Annotated in this window: 13 protein-coding genes and 1 tRNA gene; 11 read left to right on the forward strand and 3 right to left on the reverse strand. The window is 75.7% G+C overall.

What is annotated here, in order from left to right; translation table 11 throughout:
• Position 1 precedes the first annotated feature (1 nt).
• The 6 genes from AB2L28_RS09300 (at position 2) to AB2L28_RS09325 (ending at position 12,006) form a co-directional block, all read left to right on the forward strand.
• Complete coding sequence (locus tag AB2L28_RS09300) at positions 2-2,341, forward strand: sodium-translocating pyrophosphatase (RefSeq protein ID WP_370718479.1); 2,340 nt, start codon at positions 2-4, stop codon at positions 2,339-2,341.
• A 21-nt stretch (positions 2,342-2,362) separates the two neighbouring features.
• Complete coding sequence (locus AB2L28_RS09305; RefSeq protein ID WP_370718480.1) at positions 2,363-3,931, forward strand: DUF7059 domain-containing protein; 1,569 nt, start codon at positions 2,363-2,365, stop codon at positions 3,929-3,931.
• Between the two features lie 326 nt (positions 3,932-4,257).
• Complete coding sequence (topA, locus tag AB2L28_RS09310; protein WP_370718481.1) at positions 4,258-7,104, forward strand: type I DNA topoisomerase; 2,847 nt, start codon at positions 4,258-4,260, stop codon at positions 7,102-7,104.
• A gap of 67 nt (positions 7,105-7,171) precedes the next feature.
• On the forward strand, positions 7,172-9,247 hold the full coding sequence (gene tmk / locus AB2L28_RS09315; protein ID WP_370718482.1) for a dTMP kinase: 2,076 nt from the start codon (positions 7,172-7,174) through the stop codon (positions 9,245-9,247).
• Positions 9,244-10,410: a DNA polymerase III subunit delta' gene (locus AB2L28_RS09320; protein WP_370718483.1), complete on the forward strand. Its 1,167-nt coding sequence runs from the start codon at positions 9,244-9,246 to the stop codon at positions 10,408-10,410. The genes tmk and AB2L28_RS09320 overlap by 4 nt, the downstream gene beginning before the upstream one ends.
• A 42-nt stretch (positions 10,411-10,452) precedes the next feature.
• Positions 10,453-12,006 carry an alpha/beta hydrolase gene (locus tag AB2L28_RS09325; protein WP_370718484.1) on the forward strand — a complete coding sequence of 518 codons (1,554 nt, stop codon included), beginning with the start codon at positions 10,453-10,455 and terminating at the stop codon, positions 12,004-12,006.
• A gap of 21 nt (positions 12,007-12,027) precedes the next feature.
• On the opposite strand, the gene AB2L28_RS09330 is transcribed toward AB2L28_RS09325, so the two are convergent.
• Positions 12,028-12,594, reverse strand: a complete 567-nt coding sequence (locus AB2L28_RS09330; RefSeq protein ID WP_370718485.1) for a helix-turn-helix domain-containing protein — start codon at positions 12,592-12,594, stop codon at positions 12,028-12,030.
• Positions 12,595-12,642: 48 nt separating this feature from the next.
• Here AB2L28_RS09330 and AB2L28_RS09335 point away from each other — a divergent pair, with 48 nt between their 5' ends.
• From AB2L28_RS09335 to AB2L28_RS09355, 5 genes are all read left to right on the forward strand, one after another.
• On the forward strand, positions 12,643-13,380 hold the full coding sequence (locus tag AB2L28_RS09335; protein ID WP_370718486.1) for a class I SAM-dependent methyltransferase: 738 nt from the start codon (positions 12,643-12,645) through the stop codon (positions 13,378-13,380).
• A complete protein-coding gene (locus AB2L28_RS09340) occupies positions 13,377-14,348 on the forward strand; it encodes an NAD(P)/FAD-dependent oxidoreductase (RefSeq protein ID WP_370718487.1) in 972 nt (323 codons plus the stop codon). Before AB2L28_RS09335 ends, AB2L28_RS09340 begins: the two co-directional genes overlap by 4 nt.
• Positions 14,345-15,130 (forward strand): alpha/beta fold hydrolase, encoded by a 786-nt coding sequence (locus tag AB2L28_RS09345; protein WP_370718488.1) that lies wholly within the window; start codon positions 14,345-14,347, stop codon positions 15,128-15,130. The genes AB2L28_RS09340 and AB2L28_RS09345 overlap by 4 nt, the downstream gene beginning before the upstream one ends.
• A gap of 67 nt (positions 15,131-15,197) precedes the next feature.
• A tRNA-Thr gene (locus AB2L28_RS09350) sits at positions 15,198-15,274 on the forward strand.
• Between the two features lie 144 nt (positions 15,275-15,418).
• Entirely contained in the window at positions 15,419-16,027 is a 609-nt protein-coding gene (locus AB2L28_RS09355) for a DedA family protein (RefSeq protein WP_370718489.1), read from the forward strand.
• On the opposite strand, the gene AB2L28_RS09360 is transcribed toward AB2L28_RS09355, so the two are convergent.
• A complete protein-coding gene (locus AB2L28_RS09360; RefSeq protein ID WP_370718490.1) occupies positions 15,996-18,683 on the reverse strand; it encodes a putative bifunctional diguanylate cyclase/phosphodiesterase in 2,688 nt (895 codons plus the stop codon). The genes AB2L28_RS09355 and AB2L28_RS09360 overlap by 32 nt on opposite strands.
• A 57-nt stretch (positions 18,684-18,740) precedes the next feature.
• Positions 18,741-21,398 carry an EAL domain-containing protein gene (locus AB2L28_RS09365; RefSeq protein WP_370718491.1) on the reverse strand — a complete coding sequence of 886 codons (2,658 nt, stop codon included), beginning with the start codon at positions 21,396-21,398 and terminating at the stop codon, positions 18,741-18,743.
• Between the last annotated feature and the right edge of the window lie 29 nt (positions 21,399-21,427).

Below are 21,427 nucleotides of genomic sequence, written 5' to 3' on the forward strand. Positions count from 1 at the left end.
GATGCCCGTGCCCGAGGACCTGTCGAGTTCCACCCAGGGGATCGCGGTCGCCGTCGCGGTCGTCTCGCTGCTGGCCCTGGCCGCCGCGTTCGTGTTCCGACGACAGGTGCTCGCCGCGGGTGAGGGCACCGAGCGGATGCGGTCCATCGCCGGGGCCGTGCAGAGCGGGGCCGGCGCCTACCTGCGCCGCCAGTTCCGCACCCTCGCCTGGTTCGCCGTCGCCGTCGTCGTCCTGCTGCTGGCGCTGCCGGCCGACGGCTGGGACCTGCGCACCGCGCGCAGCGTCGCGTTCCTCGTCGGCGCGGGGTTCTCCGCCGCCATCGGCTACCTCGGGATGTCGCTGGCGGTGCGGGCGAACCTGCGGGTCGCCGCCGCGGCGCGGCGACCCGACGGCGGACGCGAGGAGGGGATGCGCATCGCGTTCCGCACCGGTGGCGTCGTCGGCATGACGACCGTCGGCCTGGGGCTGCTCGGCGCCTCGGTCGCCGTGGTCGCGTTCGGCCGCGAGGCCCCCACGGTGCTGGAGGGTTTCGGCTTCGGCGCGGCGCTGCTGGCGATGTTCATGCGCGTCGGCGGCGGCATCTTCACCAAGGCCGCCGACGTCGGCGCCGACCTCGTCGGCAAGATCGAGCAGGGCATCCCGGAGGACGACCCCCGCAACCCCGCGACCATCGCGGACAACGTGGGCGACAACGTCGGTGACTGCGCCGGCATGGCGGCCGACCTGTTCGAGTCCTACGCCGTGACGATCGTCGCGGCCGTCATCCTCGGCAGCGCCGCCATCGGCGAGGACGGTCTCGTCCTGCCGCTGCTCATCCCCGCGATCGGCGCCGTCACGGCCGCCCTCGGCGTCGTGCTCGTCCGCGCCCGGGCCGGCGTCAGCGGGCTGACGTCGATCCAGAACGGTTTCCACCTCTCGGCGGTCATCGCCCTCGCCGGCACCGCGGTCGCGTGCTTCGCGTTCCTGCCGTCCTCGTTCGCGGGGTTCAGCGGAGCCGCCGGCACGGTCGCCTCCCTCGACGGCGACCCGCGCCTCATCGCGTTCGCCGCGGTGTTCCTCGGGATCCTGCTGGCCGTCCTCATCCTGTTCATCACGGGCCACTACACGGGGACCGAGGCGCGACCCACGCGCGACGTCGCCGGGGCCTCGGTCACCGGGCCGGCCACCGTCGTCCTGTCCGGGATCGGTCTGGGCCTGGAGTCGGCCGTCTACACGACCGTCGTCATCGCGGGGGCCGTGTTCCTGGCCTTCGTGCTCGCCGGGGGCGTGCTCGCGCTGGCGATGTTCCTCATCGCCCTCGCCGGCTGCGGGTTGCTGACGACGGTCGGCGTCATCGTCGCCATGGACACGTTCGGCCCGGTCAGCGACAACGCCCAGGGCATCGCCGAGATGAGCGGCGACGTCGACGGGGAGGGCGCCGCCGTCCTCACCGAGCTCGACGCGGTCGGGAACACGACGAAGGCCGTCACGAAGGGCATCGCGATCGCGACGGCGGTCCTGGCCGCCACGGCCCTGTTCGGGTCCTACCAGAACGCGGTCACCGATCGGGTCCAGCAGGTGGCCCTGGGGATCGAGCGGCCCTCGGCGTACGTGCTGGCCACGATCGGCGACTTCCAGATCTCCACCCCCACGACGCTCGTGGGGGTGCTGCTCGGGGCCGCCGTCGTGTTCCTGTTCTCCGGCCTGGCGGTCAACGCCGTGGGTCGGTCCGCCGGTGCCGTCGTCCTGGAGGTGCGCCGGCAGTTCGCCGAGCACCCCGGCATCATGGACGGGACCGAGGAACCCGACCACGGCCGCGTCGTCGACCTCTGCACGCGGGACGCGCTGCGCGAACTCGCCACCCCCGGTCTGCTCGCCGCGTTCGCGCCCATCGCCGTCGGGTTCGGCCTCGGCGTCGCCCCGCTGGCGGGTTTCCTCGGCGGGGCGATCGGCGCCGGGGTCCTCATGGCCGTGTTCCTCGCGAACGCCGGCGGGGCCTGGGACAACGCCAAGAAGCTCGTCGAGGACGGGTCGTACGGCGGCAAGGGGTCCGAGGCGCACGCCGCGACGGTCATCGGCGACACCGTCGGCGACCCGTTCAAGGACACCGCGGGCCCGGCCATCAACCCCCTCATCAAGGTGATGAACCTCGTGGCGCTGCTCGTCGCGCCCGCCGTCGTGACCCTCTCGATCGGGTCGGGCGCCAACCAGTGGCTGCGGTACGGCATCGCGGGGGTGGCGACCGTCGTCATCGTCGTGGCCGTCGTCGTCAGCAAGAACCGCCGGGTCGACGTGGCGGCCCCGACCTCGGGACCGTCCGGGGTGGACCTGCGCGAGGAGGGGGTCGAGCGGCTGCCCTGACGTGGGGCAGACTCGGCGCACGTGACGTCTGACCCCACGCAGGCCCCGGGCCTCGCCGAGAACCCCGCACCCGCCGGCCCGCTCGAACTCCTCGCGGGGTTGCGCGCGGACCTGCGGGCCGCGGACTACACCGTCGAGGGCGTCGCCGCCCTCGTCGGCGACGTCGCCTCCGCGGCCCTGGACCGGGAGCAACCGCTCCCCGCCCTGCGGGCGACGGCCGGTTCGCGCGAACCGGCCGCCGTCCTGCTGCGGTGCGCGACGCTCGGTCGGGCCGTCACGCGCGCCGAGCTCGACGCGGCCCTGCCCCGCACCCGGACCGCGGGGGCGGCGGCCCTCGGGCTCGTCGCCGCGGCCGGGGAGGGACCGGACGACGAGGTCCGTCCGCTGGTGGACCTGCGGCCGTACTCCGTGGACGACGCCGGTGGGGTCGCGCAGTGGTGGCTCGTCAGCGACCTCGGTGAGCTCGCCACCGGCGAGGCGCTGTCGGCGGACCACGTCCTCGGCGTCGGCGGCGCGTCCCTGACGCTGGCCTCGGCGACCGTCCGCACCCCCGTCGGCCGCGTCCTCGACGTCGGCACCGGCTGCGGCATCCAGGCCCTGCACGCCTCCCGGCACGCCCGGCGCGTCACCGCCACCGACACCTCCGAGCGCGCCCTGGACCTCGCGGCCGTCAACGCCGCGCTCAACGAGGTGTCCCTGGACCTGCGGCACGGGTCGCTCTTCGGGCCCGTCCGCGACGGCGAGCTGTTCGACCTCGTCGTGTCGAACCCGCCGTTCGTCATCACCCCGCGCACGTCGGCCGTGCCCACGTACGAGTACCGCGACGGCGGGATGCCCGGGGACTCCCTCGTCGCCCGGATCGTCGCCGAGGTGGGCCCGGTCCTCGCCCCCGGCGGCGTCGCGCAGCTGCTGGGGAACTGGGAGCTGCACGACGGGCAGAGCTGGTCGCAGCGGGTCGAGTCCTGGCTGGAGGGCACGGGGCTGGACGCGTGGGTCGTCCAGCGCGAGGTCGCCGACCCGGCGCTGTACGCCGAGACGTGGATCCGCGACGGCGGGCAGAAAGCCGGGCCGCGCTTCGACGAGCTGTACGCGGCGTGGCTGGACGACTTCGCCGCGCGCGGGGTGACCGGGGTCGGCTTCGGCGTCGTGACGCTGCGCCGCCCGCAACGGCCGGGGACGCCGCTGCGCCGCTTCGAGGAGAACCTCGCCGCCCTCGACGACCCGCTGGGGGAGGTCTTCGCCCGCGGTCTGGCCACCCACGACCGCCTCGCCGGGCTGGACGAGGCGGGCCAGGACCTGGGCGACCTGACGGTCACCGTCGCCGCCGACGTCACCGACGAACGCTTCCACACCCCCGGCGACCCCGACCCCCGCATCGTCCTGCTGCGCCAGGGCGGCGGGCTGCGCCGCGTCGCGCAGGTCGACGGCGACCTCGCCGGCCTCGTCGGCGCGTGCGACGGGGAGCTGACCCTGGGCCAGATCACCGCGGGCCTCGCGGTGCTGGGGGAGGAGGCCGTGGGCGACGTACGCACCCGGCTCTACCCGCGGGTGCGCTCGCTCCTGGAGGACGGGTTTCTCCTCCTGCCCTGACCCGGTGCGACCGCCGCCGTCCGCGGGAACGCCTCGTTGCCTCCCCGAGGCCGATCATCGGCCTCGGGGAGGCAACGAGGCGTTCCCCGGCCCCGCGCGGTGGTGACGCCGAGTGGCGACGGCGGGCCCTCGGCGACCCGCCGGTTGCGTGCCGCGGGTCGCGCCGTGACACATTGGCAGCGCACGTCCAGAGCAGCCCCGGGTGTGCGCAGGGTGCACCCCGCGTCGGCCCGACGTGCGAGAGTGCACAGCGGGACCACCCGGCCCAGGACCGCGGCCGGCGTCCTGCGGGGTGGACAGCGAGTCGAAGGTGAGAGGCAGGACCAGTGGCGGGCAAGTCCCAGGGAACGAAGACGTCCGGTGACGGACTGCGCCGACTGGTGATCGTCGAGTCGCCGGGGAAGATCGACAAGATCGCGAGCTACCTCGGCCCCGGTTACCAGGTCGAGGCGAGCTACGGCCACATCCGCGACCTGCCCCAGCCCTCGCAGCTGCCCGAGGACATGAAGAAGGGCCCGTTCGGCAAGTTCGCGGTCGACGTCGACCACGGGTTCGAGCCGTACTACGTCGTCGACGGCGACAAGAGGAAGCGGGTCTCCGAGCTCAAGCGCGCCCTGAAGGACGTCGACGAGCTCATCCTCGCCACCGACCGCGACCGCGAGGGCGAGGCCATCGCCTGGCACCTCGTGCAGGCGCTGGAACCGCGCGTCCCGTACCGCCGGATGGTCTTCGGCGACGTCACCCGCGAGACGATCCAGCAGGCGATCCGCGACCTGCGCGACATCGACGACCGGATGGTCGACGCGCAGGAGACGCGCCGCATCCTCGACCGCCTCTACGGCTACGAGCTGTCCCCGGTGCTGTGGCGCAAGGTCCGCGCCGGCCTGTCCGCGGGGCGCGTGCAGTCCGTCGCGACCCGGCTGTGCGTGGAGCGCGAGCGCGAGCGCATGGCGTTCGTCGCCGCGGGCTACGCCGACATCACGGGCACCTTCCAGCCCGAGGGCGACTCGGCGTTCAGCGCCAAGCTGTCCACCGTCGAGGGCAGGCGCGTGGCCAGCGGCCGCGACTTCGCCGACGACGGCACCCTGAAGTCGAAGAACGTCGCCCACCTCGACGTGGCCGCGGCCGAGGCGATCGTCGCCGGGCTCGCGCAGTCGGAGTTCGCCGTCCGCGGGGTGGAGGAGAAGCCGTACACGCGGCGCCCGGCCGCGCCGTTCATCACCTCCACCCTGCAGCAGGAGGCCTCCCGCAAGCTGCGCCTCAACGCGCGGCAGACCATGCGCACCGCGCAGGGCCTGTACGAGCGCGGCTACATCACCTACATGCGCACCGACTCCATCCAGCTGTCCTCGCAGGCGCTGGCGGCGGCCCGGGCCCAGGCCCGTGAGCTGTACGGGCCGGAGTACGTGCCGGACTCCCCGCGCAACTACACGTCGAAGACGAAGAACGCGCAGGAGGGCCACGAGGCGATCCGCCCGGCGGGGGAGACGTTCCGCACGCCGGCGCAGGTGTCCGGGGAGCTGCGCGGGGACGACTTCCGCCTCTACGACCTCATCTGGAAGCGGACCGTCGCCTCCCAGATGCACGACGCCCGCGGCACCACCGCGACCGTCCGCCTCGGCGCCACCACGGCCGACGGCCGCGACGTCGAGTTCTCCGCCTCGGGCACGATCATCACGTTCCGCGGGTTCCTCGCCGCCTACGAGGAGGGCCGCGACGCCACCCGCGACGACGAGAGCGGCGCGGACGACGACCGCCGCCTGCCGCAGGTCGCGGCCGGCGACGCGCTGTCGGCGCGCGACCTGGCGGCCGACGGGCACGAGACGTCCCCGCCCGCCCGGTACACCGAGGCCAGCCTCATCAAGACGCTGGAGGAGAAGGAGATCGGGCGTCCCTCGACGTTCCAGTCGATCATCTCGACGATCGTGGACCGCGGGTACGTCTGGTACAAGGGCTCGGCCCTGGTCCCGAGCTGGCTCGCGTTCGCCGTGACGCGGCTGCTGGAGGAGCACTTCCCCAAGCTCGTCGACTACGAGTTCACCGCCGAGATGGAGAACGACCTCGACGCGATCTCGCGCGGCGAGGCCGAGCGCGTCGACTGGCTGACGACGTTCTACTTCGGCGCCGACGGCCCGGCCAACGGTGCGGCCGTGGCCGGTGCCCCGGGCCCCGGCGGGCCCGCCGGCGGCGCGACCGCCGAGCTCGACGGCATCAAGGGGCTGGCCGACGACCTCGGCTCCATCGACGCCCGGGAGATCTCGACCGTCCCGATCGGGGAGGGCATCGTCCTGCGCGTGGGCCGCTACGGCCCCTACCTGGAGGGCCCGGACACCGAGACCGGTGAGCTGCTCAAGGCCTCGGTCCCCGAGGACGTCGCGCCCGACGAGATGACCGTCGCCAAGGCGCGTGAGCTGCTGACCTCCCAGTCCGACGGCGACCGCGTGCTCGGGCAGGACCCGGGGACGGGGCGGACGGTCGTGGCCCGCGTCGGCCGCTACGGGCCGTACGTCACCGAGCTCATCGAGGACGACGCCCCCAAGACCGCCGTGGAGGAGCGCGCCGAGCAGGCCGCGCCGAAGAAGCGGACGGCCAAGAAGGCCGCGAAGGTCAAACCCCGCACCGGCTCGCTGTTCAAGGACATGTCGGTCGAGACCGTCACCCTCGAGCAGGCCCTGCAGCTGCTGTCGCTGCCGCGCGTCGTCGGCGCCGACCCCGAGACCGGCGACGAGATCACCGCGCAGAACGGCCGCTACGGCCCGTACCTGAAGAAGGGCACGGACTCGCGCTCCCTGGAGTCCGAGGACCAGATCTTCTCGATCACGCTGCCCGAGGTGCTGGCGATCTACGCCCAGCCCAAGACGCGGCGCGGTCAGGTCGCCAAGCCGCCGCTGAAGGAGCTGGGGCCCGACCCCGAGTCCGGTCAGCCGATCGTCGTCAAGGACGGCCGTTTCGGCCCGTACGCGACGGACGGCACGACCAACGCCACGCTGCGCAAGGACGACGACCCCGAGACGATCACGGCCGAGCGCGCGGCCGAGCTGCTCGCCGACAAGCGCGCCAAGGGACCGGTGAAGAAGACGGCGAAGAAGGCCGCCGCCAAGAAGACGACCGCGAAGAAGACGACGGCCAAGAAGACCGCCGCGAAGAAGACCGCGGCGCCCTCGCAGTCCTGACACCCGTCGTCCACAGGCCCGCCGCGCGTGCGGCGGGCCCGCGGGGGCGGCCCTCTACCCTGACGTCGTGACCCCCGCCGCAGCTCCCGACCACGACGTGCGGGCCCTGCTGCGCGAGCACCCCGACTTCCGCCGCATGTGGCTCTCGCTCATGCTCTCCAGCTTCGGGGACTGGCTGGGCATGCTCGCCAAGCTCGGGACCGCGGCGGGCCTGACGGTCGGGGACGCCACCCAGACGAGCGTGGCGGTCTCCACCGTCTTCATCCTCCAGCTGGCCCCGGCCGCCCTCCTCGGGCCGCTCGCCGGGGCGCTGGCCGACCGCCTGGACCGCCGCCTGACGATGGTCGTGGGCGACCTGCTGCGGTTCGCGCTGTTCGTCTCCATCCCGGTCGTCGGCAGCCTCACCTGGCTGTTCGTCGCGACGCTGCTCATCGAGCTCGTCACGCTGTTCTGGGGTCCGGCCAAGGACGCGACCGTCCCCAACCTCGTGCCGGCCCGCAAGCTCGAGGTCGCCAACCAGATCAGCCTCGTCGCCACCTACGGCTCGGCCCCCGTCGCCGGGCTCGCGTTCATCCTGCTGACGCTGCTCACCGGTGTGCTCGACAACCTGCTGCCCTTCCTGCGGGGCGGGCAGTCGGACCTGGCGATGTACGTCAACGCCCTGACGTTCCTCGTCGCGGCCGCCGTCATCTGGCGCCTGGACGTCCCGCCGCGCGAGGCCCGCCCCCGCGAGGGCGGGCTCGCCCCGACGCTGGGGCGCGACATCGTCGAGGGCTGGCGCTTCGTCGGCGGCTCCCCGCTGCTGCGCGGACTGGTCTTCGGGATGCTCGTCGCGTTCGCCGCCGGCGGGGTCGTCCTCGGCCTCGGCCGCGCGTTCGTCACCAGCCTGGGCGCCGGCGACCCGGGGTACGGCGTCGTCGTCATGGCCGTGTTCGCCGGGGTCGCGCTCGGTGTCTGGCAGGGGCCGCGCTGGCTGTCCGGGCTCAGCCGCCGCCGCACCTTCGGGCTGGCGCTGTCCCTGGCGGGGGTCTCCCTCGTCCTCGTCGCGCTCGTCGGCAACATCGTCGTCGCGGCCCTGTTCGTCGTGGCCCTGGGGTTGTTCACCGGGCTGGCGTACGTCTCGGCGTACACGCTGCTCGGCCTCGAGGTCGACGACGACGTCCGCGGCCGGACGTTCTCCTTCGTCGGGTCCAGCACCCGCGTCGTCATCATCGCCGTCATGCTCGTGGCGCCCTGGGTCGCGAACGCCCTGGGCGAGCGCACCTTCGCCCCCAGCGACCACTGGTCGGTGACCTACGCCGGGTCCGCGCTGGCGATGGTGCTGGCCGGGGTGATCACCGGCGCGGCCGGTGTCGTGGCCTTCCGGCAGATGGACGACCGCCGCGGCACGAGCCTGCGCGCCGACCTCGTCCGCGCCTTCACCGGGCGGGGCGCGGTCGGGGACACTGCCCCCGTGAGGTCGCGCAGCGGGTTCTTCCTGGCCTTCGAGGGCGGGGACGGGTCGGGCAAGACCACCCAGGTGAGGTTGCTCGCCGAGTGGCTCGACGAGCTGGGCCACGAGGTCGTCGTGACCCGCGAACCCGGCGGGACGGCCACGGGCCGGGACCTGCGCGAGGTCCTGCTGTCCCACCGCGGCGACGACTCCCCGCTCGGCCCGCGCGCCGAGGCCCTGCTGTTCGCCGCCGACCGCGCCCAGCACGTCGCCGAGGTCGTCCGCCCCGGGCTGCGCCGCGGTGCCGTCGTCCTCACCGACCGCTACGTCGACTCCTCCCTCGCCTACCAGGGCGCGGGCCGGGACCTGCCCGCCGCCGAGGTCGAGACGCTGTCGACGTGGGCGACGGAGGGGCTGCTGCCCGACCTCACCGTCGTCCTCGACGTCGACCCGGTGACCGCGGCCCAGCGCCGCGCCGGCCGGGCGGGCGAGGACCGCATGGAGGCCGAGTCGCGCGCCTTCCACGCCCGCGTGCGCGAGCAGTTCCTCTCCCTCGCCGAGCGCGACCCGCGCCGCTACCTCGTCCTGGACGCCACGACCACCCCGCAGGCCGTCCACGCCGCGCTGCGCGAGCACCTCGCCCCGCTGCTGCCCGCCGCGGCCGGGACCGCGGCCGAGCCCGTGACCGTTCCCGGTCCGGTGCGCTCGTGAGCGTCTGGGACGACGTCGTCGGCCAGGAGCCGGCCGTGCGGGTCCTGGACCGCGCCGCGACGGCCGCCCGCCGCGGCACGGTCGGCATGACCCACGCCTGGCTGCTCACGGGGCCCCCCGGGTCGGGCCGGTCCACGGCCGCGCGGGCCTTCGCCGCCGCCCTGGTCTGCGAGGACCCGTCGCAGATCGGCTGCGGGCGCTGCGCCGGCTGCCGGACGGCGCTCGCCGGCTCCCACGCCGACGTCACGCTCTTCACGACCGAGCACACCTGGATCCGCCGGGTCGACGTCGAACCGCTCATCGCCACCGCCCAGCGCCGCCCCTCGGTCGCGCGCTGGCGCGTCATCGTCGTCGAGGACGCCGACCGGCTCAACGAGACGTCCGGCAACGTGCTGCTGAAGACCGTCGAGGAGCCCCCGCCGCAGACGGTGTGGCTGCTGTGCGCGCCCGCGGTCGACGACGTCCTGCCGACGATCCGCTCCCGGTCCCGGCACGTCCCGCTGCGCGTCCCGCCCGCCGACGCGGTCGCCGAGCTGCTCGTGCGGCGCGACGGCGTGGACCCCGCCATGGCGGCGTTCGCGGCGCGGGCCGCGCAGTCCCACGTCGGGCTGGCCCGCCGCCTCGCGCGGGACGAGGGCGCCCGCATCCGCCGCCGGGAGGTGCTGCGGCTGCCGCAGCGCGTCCGCGGGGTCGGCGACGCCGTCCTCGCGGCCGGGGAGCTCGTCGACATCGCGGCCGAGGAGGCCGGTGCCTCGACGGTCGAGCGCGACGCCCGGGAGAAGGCCGAGCTGCTGCGCGCGCTCGGCGCCGACGGGTCCGCGACCGTGCCGCCGGCGGTGCGGGCCCAGGTGCGCCAGCTGGAGGAGGACCAGAAGCGGCGGGCCCGCCGGCACCAGACCGACGTCCTGGACCGGGCCCTCGTCGACCTGCTCGCCCTGCTGCGCGACGTCCTGGTCGTCCAGCTCGGCGCGCCCGTGGAGCTGGTGAACTCGGACATGACCACCGAGGTGCGGGCGATGGCGGCGGCCGGCCCGCCGGAGGAGACGCTGGCGCGTGCCGAGGCCGTCCAGCTCGCCCGCGAGCGGCTCGCGCAGAACGTCGCCCCGCTGCTGGCCGTGGAGGCGCTGGCCCTGAGCCTGCGGCCCGCGCGCCGGGACGGCTGAGCGCCCGGTCCCCCCGTGAGGTCACGTAGCGTGGGGCGCACCATGCGCCCCCTCCGCCGACCGTCCCGCTCGCGCGCCGTCGTCGGCCTGGTCGCGGTCTCCGTCCTGCTCACGGGGTGCTCGGCCCTGGGCGGGTCCGGCCCGGACCCCGAACCGGTGGGCACGGCGCGGCCGGTGGCGGGCGAGAACGCGACGGACCCGGCCCTGGCCCCGTTCTACTCCCAGCGCCTGCAGTGGGCCGACTGCTCGGGCGGTTTCCAGTGCACGCGCCTGACCGTGCCGGTCGACTACGCGCAGCCGACCGGTCCCACGACCACCCTGGCCGTCGTGCGGCTGCCCACGCGGGCCACCGGCGAGGACCGCCTCGGGTCCCTCGTCCTCAACCCCGGCGGGCCCGGGGCCTCGGGGGTCGAGTACGCGCGGGCCGCGCAGAACGTCGTCTCCCAGGACGTCCGCGACCACTTCGACGTCGTCGGCTTCGACCCGCGGGGGGTGGGGGAGTCCGACCCGCTGCGCTGCCTCACCGACGCCCGGGTCGACACGTTCCTGTCCACCGACCCCACGCCCGACGACCCCGCCGAGGTGCGGGCGCTGGAGCAGCGGACGGAGGAGCTGGGGCGCGGCTGCGCCCGGGCCGGCCCGCTCGCCGCGCACGTCGACACCCTCTCGGCGGCGAAGGACGTGGACGTCCTGCGCGCCGCCCTCGGCGACGACAAGCTCAGCTACCTCGGCAAGAGCTACGGCACCTACCTGGGGGCCTGGTACGCCGAGCAGTTCCCGCAGCGCGTGGGCCGCTTCGTCCTCGACGGGGCCATCGACCCCGCGCTGACGAGCGAGCAGGTCAACGCGGGGCAGGCCGCCGGGTTCGAGGTGGCGCTGCGCTCCTACGTCACCGCGTGCCTGGCCGGGGAGGACTGCCCGCTGACGGGCACCGTCGACGACGGGGTCGCGCAGGTGCGGGCCCTGCTGGACCGCCTGGACGCGAACCCCCTGCCCACGGGGACCGGCCGGCCGCTCGTGCAGGGCCTGGCCTACCTGGGGGTGGCCTACCCGCTGTACTCGGCCTCGCTGTGGCCGCAGCTGTCCACCGCGCTCACCGCGGCCCTGCGCGGGGACGGGGCGCCGCTGCTGACCCTGGCCGACGCCTACGCCCACCGCGCCCCCGACGGCCGCTACCTCGACAACTCCACCACCGTCATCTACGCCGTGAACTGCCTGGACCGCGACGACACCCAGACCGAGCCCGAGGTCGCGGCCACGGTGCGCGAGTTCGCGGCGCAGTCCCCGACGTTCGGGCCGTACCTGGCGTGGGGGGCCCTGGCCTGCACGGACTGGCCGATCGCCCCCGTCGGGCAGGTGCGTCCCGTCCACGCCGAGGGCGCCGACCCGATCCTCGTCGTCGGCACCACCCGCGACCCCGCGACACCGTACGCGTGGGCGCAGAGCCTGGCCGGGGAACTGTCCTCCGGGCACCTGCTCACCCACGACGGGGACGGGCACACCGCCTACGCCACCGGCTCGGAGTGCGTCGACGACGCCGTCGACACCTACCTGCTCAGCGGCACCGCACCCGAGGAGGGCACCACCTGCCGCTGACCGGCCGGGCGGTGCGCCCGATCAGTCGTGCAGGTGGGCGCGCTCGCCGTCGCGGTCGAAGATCGACAGCACCTCCAGCTCACCGGACCCGGGGGCGGCGCTGATCCGGTGCGGCACCATCGTGGAGAACTCCGCGGCCTGACCGGGCCCGACCTCGACGACGCGACCCCCCAGTTCCAGGCGGGCGCGGCCGGACAGGACCGTGAACCACTCCCGCCCCGGGTGGACGCCGGGTTCGTCGGACAGGGCGCCGGAGAAGCGCATCTTGGCGACCGTCACCCCGGCCGCGGCCCGGTCCCGGGACAGCAGCCACGACGTGACGCCCGGCCGGTGCTGCGGCTCGGGGCGGATGAGGACGTCCTCGTCGTCGGCCGCGGCGACGAGGTCGTCGAGGGTGGTGTCGAGCGCCCGGGCGATGGGGACGAGCTGGTCGAGCGCGATGCGCCGGTGACCGGTCTCGATCCGGCTGAGGGTGGAGGGGCTGAGGAAGCAGCGGGCCGCGAGGTTGTCCAGGGACCAGCCGCGCGCCAGGCGCAGCCCACGGATGCGCTGGCGGATGACGGTGTCGAGGCCCGGTTCTTGCTGCATGCGCAAGATGCTATGCCACTTGCGCACGGCGGGTCGTAGCGTGGAGGCATGAGCCACGGTCACCCTCACCACGAACCCGCCGACGAGGGCGCGGCCCACCGCCGCGTCCTCGACCTCGACGCCGAGGTGTTCGGCGCCCAGCTCACCGCCGTCCTCGACCTGCTCGACCTACCGGTCCCGCCCCGCCGCGTCGTCGACCTCGGTGCCGGGACCGGGACCGGCAGCCGGTCGTTGCGCGACCGGTTCCCCGCCGCGACCGTCACCGCCGTCGACTCCGACCCGCGGATGCTGTCCGTGCTGGCTGACCAGGGGTTCGCCGTCGTCGCCGCCGACCTCGACGAGGGGTTCCCGGTGCAGCTGCACGGGGCCGACCTCGTGTGGGCCGCGTCCTCGCTGCACCACGTCCACGACGTCCCGCGGTTGCTGGCCGGCGTCCGCGCGGCGCTCGCGCCTGGCGGGGTCCTGGCCGTCGTGGAACTCGAGGACCTGCCCCGGTTCACCACCGACCCCGCCGAGGACCGGGCCCGCGCCGCAGCCCGGGCCGCGGGCTGGAACCACCACCCCGACTGGATCCCGCACCTGCGGGCGGCGGGTTTCACCGTGGAACGCCACGACCTCGTCCTGGACGTCGCACCGTCCGCGGCCGCGCAGGAGTTCGCCCGCGCCTGGTTGCCGCGCTACCTCGCGATCCCGGGGTTCGACGAGGGGGCGGCGGTGCAGGCGCTGCTCGACGGCGACCTGGTGCTGGAACCCCGCGCGCAGCGGGCGCTGTGGGTGGCCCGGTGAACGCCGTGCCCGAGGTGGACGTCGCCGTCGTCGGGGGAGGGGCTGCGGGTCTCGCCGCGGCGGTCGTGCTCGCCCGCTCGCTGCGCTCGGTCGTCGTCGTGGACGCGGGTGAACCCCGCAACGCCCCTGCCGTCCACGCGCACAACGTGCTGGGGCGCGAGGGGATCGCGCCGCGGGACCTCCTGGCGGCTGGTCGGGCCGAAGCCACCGGGTACGGCGTGCAGTTCCGCACCGACCGCGTCGTCACCGCGCGGCGCGAGGGGTCCGGGTTCCACCTCGACCTGCTCGCAGGCCCGCCGGTGCGCTCCCGTCGCCTCCTCCTGGCGACCGGCCTCGTCGACGAACTCCCCGACGTGCCGGGCCTGCGGCGGCTGTGGGGGACCGGCGTCCTGCACTGCCCGTTCTGCCACGGGTACGAGGTGCGCGGGCAGCACGTCGGCGTCCTGGGGTCGCGCCCGAACTCCCTGCACCAGGTCCTGCTGTTCAGGGCCCTCACCGAGCGGGTGACGTTCTTCCGGCAGGACCTCGACGTGCCCGCCGAGACCGCCGCGCAGTTCCGCGCGCTCGGGGTCGAGGTCGTCGACGGTCCCGTCCGGGGCGTCGACGGGGAACCCGGGGCGATCCGTGTCGAGCTCGACCGGGGCGCCGCCGAGGTCGAGGCCCTCGTCGTCGCTCCGTGGTTCCGCGCCCGCGGGGAGGTGTTCGCCCAGCTCGGCGGGGAGCTCGCGACGGGCGCGATGGGGCAGTTCGTGCCCGCCCAGCCCGGCGGTGCCACGGCCGTCCCGGGCGTGTGGGCCGCCGGGAATGTCACCGACCCCGGGGCGATGGTCGCGGCCGCCGTGGGGGCGGGGGTGCTGACCGGGGCGGCCGTCCACGGTGACCTCGTGCAGGAGGACGTGCGCGCGCTCGTCGCCGGTGCGAAACCGGGTGCGGTGGCGGGTGCTCCCCCGACAGCATGGGCGGGGTGACCGCTGACCTGCCGCTCGCCCTCGACCACCGCCCCGGCCCCGGACCGCTCGTGGTCCTCCTGCACTCCGGGGTCACCGACCGCCGGGCGTGGGCGGGCGCCCTGCCGGCCAGCGCCGCGACCCTGACGTACGACCGGCGGGGTTTCGGGCAGTCCGCACCGGCGGCCGACGGGGAGTTCACCCACCTCGCCGACCTGCGGGCCCTCTTGGCCGACGTCGCCACCGGACCCGCCTGGCTCGTCGGGAACTCGATGGGGGGAGGGCTGGCCCTCGACGTCGCCGTGACCGCCCCCGAGCTCGTCGCCGGGCTCGTCCTGCTCGCCCCCGCCGTCAGCGGCGCACCCGAACCCGTGGAGGACGACCCCCGGACGCTGGACCTCGACGAGCGCGCCGAGGCTGCCGCCGAGGCCGGTGACGTCGAGGCGGCCGTCGAGCTCGACGCCCAGCTGTGGCTGGACGGCCCGACGTCGCCGGTCGGCCGCGTCGGTGGCGAGGTCCGCGAGCTGTTCCGGGCCATGGACGGGACCGCGCACCGGAACCGGGCCGCGTGGGCCGGGCACGCGGACGCGGACGCCTGGTCGCGGCTGGGTGAGCTGGACCTGCCCGTGGTCCTGGCGACGGGGGACCTGGACTGCGGCTACCTGCAGCACCGCACCGAGGAGCTGCTCGCCCAGATCCCCGGTGCCCGCCGCGCCGACCTGCCCGGCGTCGCGCACCTGCCGTCCCTCGAGCGCCCCGACCTCGTGCGGACGCTGGTCGAGGAGGCGGTACGGACAGCGTGACTCGTGGTGAGAGCAGGGCCCGACGTCCTGTAGGCTCACTGTCCGTGCCCGAGAGGGCGCTGGTACTGCCGCCTTAGCTCAGTCGGCCAGAGCGACGCACTCGTAATGCGTAGGTCCGGGGTTCGATTCCCCGAGGCGGCTCCACCACGGAGGGCCCGTCCACACGGACGGGCCCTCCGTCGTTCCCGGGGTCGGGTGCGGGCACACCCGTGGGTTTCCTGCTCGCCCCGGCGCCGGTGCGATCCGCCCGGACCCGGCCCCCCGGCCGGCTGCCATCCTGGTCCGACCGTGCACCCCTCCGCCGTCCTCGACCTCCTCGACCCCGCGTCCCACGCCGACGACTGGCCGTGGGCGCTCGTCGTCCTGTTCGCGGCCGTCGTGACCGGGGCGGTGCTGCCGGTCCTGCCGACGGGGGCCGTCGTCTCGGCGATGGCGGCGCTGGGGCACCACCGCTCGTGGCTGTCCCTGGGGGAGGTCGTCGTGGTGGGGGCCGGCGCGGCCTACGTGGCCGACCTGGTCGTCTACGCGCTGCTGCTGCGCGGGGCGAGCACGCGCGCCGGGCGCCGGCTGCGGCGGCAGGCCGAGGCGCACGGGCACCTCGAGGAGCTGGGCGAGCGGCTGACCCGGCACGACGTCGGGACGCTCGTCACGTCCCGGCTGCTGCCCGGGGCCCGCGTCCCGGTCCTGGCGGCGGCGGCCGCGACGTCCTACCCCGTGGTGCGCTTCGCGGCGGCCGACGTGGCGCCGGCGGTGTGCTGGGCCCTGGCCTACGGCGCGCTGGGGCTGGCCGGGCGCGGGGTCGGCGGCTCGCCGTGGGTCTCCGTGGTGGTGGCCGTCGCCTTCGGCGTCCTCGCCTCGGGCGCGGTCAGCCTCGTCCGGCGCCTGCGGGCGCGCTGAGCTCGGTCGCCGGCAGGGGCCTGCCCAGCAGGTAGCCCTGGGCGGCGTCGCAGTGCGCCTCGCGCAGCGCGAGGAGCTGGTCGTCGTCCTCCACGCCCTCGGCGACGACGCCGAGCGAGAAGCTGTGCGCGGCGCCGATGACGAGGCGGACGAGGTCGGCGTGCGCCCGGTCGCCGGAGACCAGGAAGCTGCGGTCGATCTTCAGGCAGTCCACGGGCAGCCGGGACAGCTGGCCGATCGAGGTGTACCCCGTCCCGAAGTCGTCCAGCGCGACGCGCACGCCGAGGGCCCGCAGCGCCCGCAGGTGCTCGCGGGCGGTGGGTTCGTCGACGAGGACCGTCTCGGTGATCTCGACGGTGAGGCGGTCGGGGGCGATCCCGGCCCCCGCGCAGGCGACGGCGACGTCGCCCAGCAGCCGCGGCTGCGCCAGGTGCCGGCCCGAGACGTTGACGGCCGCGGTGATGCCCGCCAGGGCCCCGCCCTGGGCGTCCCACGCGGCGAGCTGCGCGGCGGCGGTCGCCAGGGCCCAGCGGCCCAGGTCGCAGACGAGGTCGGAGGCCTCGGCGACGGGCACGAAGGCGTCGGGCGCCAGCAGCCCCGCCCCGGGCCGGTCCCAGCGCACGAGCGCCTCGACGCTGCGCACGGACTCCGTCCGCAGGTCCAGGACGGGCTGGTAGTGCAGGACGAGCTCGCCGACCTCGAGCCCGGCCCGCAGGGCGTGCTCGAGGTCGGTGCGGTGGGCGATGTCGCGGCGCAGGGCGTCGTCGAAGACCTCGACCGTCCCGCGGCCGGCGGCCTTGGCCCGGTACGCGGCGGCGTCGGCCTCGCGCAGCAGCCGTTCGGCCGAGCAGCCGCCGACGGGGCTGACGGCGACCCCGACGCTCGCGCCGACGCGCACCCGCACGCCGGTGCGCCGGCCGGACAGCTCCACGGGGGCGCAGACGGAGTCGATGAGCCGCGTCCCGAGGTCGACGAGGCCGCCCTCGTCCTCGACCTGCTCCACGACGACGACGAACTCGTCGCCGCCGAGCCGGGCGAGGACGTCCCCGCCGCGCAGGCACCCGGCCATCCGGGCGCTGACGACGCGCAGCAGCTCGTCGCCGGCCGCGTGGCCGTGGGTGTCGTTGACGGCCTTGAAGTGGTCGAGGTCGACGAACAGCAGCCCGACGCGGCCGTCGTGGCGGGCCATCCGGTGCAGCGCGGCGTCGATGAGCTCGGAGGCCCGGGCCCGGTTGGGCAGTTCGGTGAGGGCGTCGTGGGAGGCCTGGTGGGCCAGGACCGCCTGCAGCCGCTCGCGTTCGCGCAGGGCGCCGACCATCTGCCGGACCGAGGCGTGCACGACCTCCCCGAGCGGTCCGTGCACGGGGCGGGTGACGACGTCGGCGTCGAGGGCGCCGTCGGTCACGGCCTGGGCCTGGTCGCGCACGCGGCGCAGGTTGTCCACGGCGACGGCCAGCCCGCGGGCCACCGTCCGCACCTCCACCGGGCCGCCCTCCTCGACGTCGACGAGCTCGCCGTCGCTGACCGCCCGGGCCTGGTCGGCCAGCCGGCTCAGCGGCAGCGCGATCCACCGGCGCAGCAGCAGCGCGGCGGCCAGCGTCCCGAGCACGATGAGCGTGCACGTCGCGACGAGGGCCCGCAGGGTGCCGCGGGCCGTCTGCGCGGGGGTGAAGACCGTGGTCCGGGCCTTCTTGCCGGTGCTCAGGACGACGGCCCGCACGGCCGTGTCCCGGGCACCGTTGGCGTCGGCGAGCCCGATGAACGCGGACAGCGGCGGGGACGACCAGGTCAGGGCGGCCTCCTGCAGCGGGTCGTCCACGGCGCGGGCGCCGGGGCCGGTGGTCGCGGCCCGCCACTGCGCCGCCACGACGGGGGAGCCCAGCGTCAGCACGTCGGCGGACGCGGCCCGGTACCCGCCCCAGGCCTGGAGGAAGGCCTGCCGGTTCTCGAGCCGGCCGGCGCCGGCGCCGGCGGTGGCGGCGAAGTACAGCGGGACCTCGACCCCGGCCAGGGCCGAGGCGCGGGAGACGAGCTGCAGGTCGGCGAGCGCGCGGGTGCCGCTCTCGTCCAGGCCCTGCGCCCTGGCCGCCTGGAGCAGGGCGCTGACGCGGTCGGTGAGCTCGTCGGTGACGCGCTGGTACCCGGCGAAGACGGTGTCGAGGTCTCCCCGGCGGGCGGCGGCGCGCAGCTGCCGGACCGTCGCCGCGCTCCGGCGGGCCACTCCCGCCGCGGTGGTCCGCTCCGCGGCGCGGGCCGCGGCGTCGGTGTCGGCGCGCACGGCGGTGGACTGCCCGGTGAGGGTCGGGCGGGCCAGGGGCGACAGGGTCGTGACCTCGCGCTCGTCGACGCCGACGGAGCCGGCGGTGCGGGGGTCGTCGAGGACGGCCTGCCCCAGGACGGGCACGACCTCGCGGGCGACGGCGGCCCGCAGGGTGTCCAGGGCGACGGCGGCGTCGACGTCCGCGGCGGCCGCGGCGGCGGCCCCGGCGCGGTGCGCCTGCTCGTCCACGGCGTACCCCATGAGCCCGACGAGTCCCAGGACGGGCCCGAGGACGAGGGCGATGAGGCTGCGGTGCAGCGTGCCCGGTCTCCTGCGTGATCGGCCCGGCCGCCGGCGGCGGGGAGTCCGGCGCGTGCGGGCGCGGGTCAGCGGCACGGGACTCCTCGAGGGCGATTTGTCACCTGTTGGTCACAGGGGGTCACCTAGAGGGTGTCACGTCCGCGGCTCGGTGACGAGGATGGCCGCCGCCGGCAGCTCCGCCGCGGGCACGGGACGGGCGAAGAGGTAGCCCTGCGCGGCGTCGCAGGAGGCGTCCAGCAGGGCCGAGAGCTGGCCGTCCTCCTCCACGCCCTCGGCGACCACGCCGAGGGAGAAGCTGTGCGCGGCGCTGATGAGCAGCCGCACGAGGTCCCCGTGGCCGGCCTCGGGGGAGGACACGAAGCTGCGGTCGATCTTCAGGACGTCCACGGGCAGCCGGGACAGCTGCCCGATCGAGGTGTAGCCCGTCCCGAAGTCGTCGATGGCGACCCGCACGCCGAGCTCGCGCAGCGACCGCAGGTGCTCCAGCGCGAGCGGCTCGTCGACCAGGACCGTCTCGGTGATCTCCACGGTCAGGCGGGAGGGGTGGATCCCGCTGGCCGTCAGGGCGTCGGTGACGTCGTCGAGCAGGTGCGCCTGGGCCAGGTGCCGGCCGGAGATGTTGACGGCCACGTCCAGGCCGCGGTGGTGCCCGCCCTCGACGTCCCACCGCACGAGCTGGGCCGTGGCCTCCGCCAGGGCCCACCGTCCGAGGTCGCAGACCAGCGAGGACGCCTCGGCGACGGGGATGAAGGCGTCCGGCGGGACGAGCCCGTGCCCGGGCCGGACCCAGCGGACCAGGGCCTCCACGCTCTTGGTCCGGCCCGTCTCCAGGTCCAGGACCGGCTGGTAGTACAGGACGAGCTCGCCGGTCTCCAGCCCGTGGCGCAGGGCGGTCTCGAGCTCGGACCGGGCGCTGAGCTCCGCGCGCAGCTCGTCGTCGAAGACCTCCACGACACCGCGGCCGGCGGCCTTGGCCCGGTACGCGGCGGCGTCGGCGTCGCGCAGGAGCCGCCCGGCGTCGAGCGTGCCGGGCACGCTGACCGCCACGCCCACGCTGGCCCCGACCCGCACGTGCTGGGTCTGCGGCAGACCCGTCAGCGCCGCCGGGGCGCTGAGCGCGGCGATGAGCCGCCCGCCGAGGTCGACGAGCCCCTTCTCGTCCTCGACGCCCTCGACGAGGACGACGAACTCGTCACCCCCGAGCCGGCACACGACGTCCCCGCCGCGGACGGTGGCGTTCATCCGGGCCGCGGCCGTGCGCAGCAGCTCGTCCCCGGCGGCGTGCCCGAAGCTGTCGTTGACGGCCTTGAAGTGGTCCAGGTCCAGGAACAGCAGGCCGACCCGGCTGCCCTGCCGGGCGGCCCGGTGCAGGGCGCGGGCGGCCAGGACGAGGGTCTGGGCGCGGTTGGGCAGCTCGGTGAGCGCGTCGTGCGCGGCCTGGTGGGCGAGGTCGGCCTGCAACTGCTCGCGCTCGTGGAGGGCGGCGAGCACCTGCGTCACCGACGCCTGGACGAGCTGCCCCAGCGGCCCGGGCACGGGCGTGCGGACGACCTCGCAGTCCAGCTCACCGGCCGCGATGGCCTCGGCCTGCACCTGCACGCGGCGCAGGGTGTCCACGGCCGCGGCCAGCCCCTGGGCCACGACCCGGACCTCCGTGGGCCCCTGCTCCTGGACGTCGACGAGCTCGCCGGCGGCCACCGAGCGCGACTGCGCGGCGAGCCGGCCCAGCGGGGTCGCGATGGCGCGTCGCACCAGGAGGGTCCCGGCGAGCGTGGCGGCCACCACGAGACCGCACAGGACGAGCAGCTGCTGCAGCTCGCGGCGGGCGGCGTCCGCCTGGTCCCGGGCCTCGTCGACGACGACCTCGGCCACCCGGGTGAGCACCGAGCGCAGGGTGGCGTCGCGGGCGGCCGAGCCCGTGGCGACCGCGGTCAGTTCCGCGAGGGTGAGAGTGCCGTCCCGGTCGGTGACGCTCGCGAGGACGTCCGCCAGCCGCTGCGAGGTCGCCGACCGCTGTGCCCGGGACCAGTCGCGGGCGACCCCGGGGGAGCTGAGGGTCACGACGTCGGCCGAGGCCTGCTGGTAGGCGCCCCACACCTGCAGGAAGTCGCGGCGCGTGACGGTGCGGGCGTCGGCGACGGTGCCCAGCCACGTGGTGATCTCGCGGCTGGCGAGGGCGGAGGCGCGCGAGACCCGCTGCAGATCGCCCAGGGCCGAGGCGAGGTCGCCGGCGAGGCCGAGCGAGCGGGCGGTCCGCAGGTGCTCGTTCACCTGCGTGGTGAGGTCGGCCAGGAGCTGGTCGTACAGGGTCAGGCCCCTGTCGACGTCGGCGGCCGTGGCGGTGCGCGCGCCCAGGAGCCGTGCGGGCAGCTGCGCGAGCACCTCCCCCGACCCCGTCGCGTCCCCGGCGCGGGCGGCGGCCACGGCGGCGTCGGTGGCCTCGGTGCTGCCCGCCGCGCCGGACACCCCGCGCTCGTGCAGCAGGCGGTCGGCCTGCTCGGGCGTCAGCGCGAAGGCCGCCAGCACGCCCGGCTGGGTCAGGGCCGCCGCCCCGAGGACGGGGACGACCTCGTGCCCGACGGCGCTGCGGACGTCGTCGAGCGCGATGGCCGTGCGGACCTCGTGCAGGGCCGTCTCGGCCTCCCGCGCGTGCTGCAGCCGGTCGTCGACCCCGACGACCCCGACGACGCTCAACCCGACGACGGGCACGAGGACCAGGGCGAGCAGGGTGGTCTGCAGGGGTCGGCTGCGCCGCGGTCGGTGGGGGAGGCGGAGGCGGGCGGCGGTCACGAGGGGCGTCTCGTCCCCGCCGGCCGCCG

Source organism: Kineococcus mangrovi (genome assembly GCF_041320705.1).
GTDB classification, from domain to species: Bacteria; Actinomycetota; Actinomycetes; order Actinomycetales; family Kineococcaceae; genus Kineococcus; species Kineococcus mangrovi.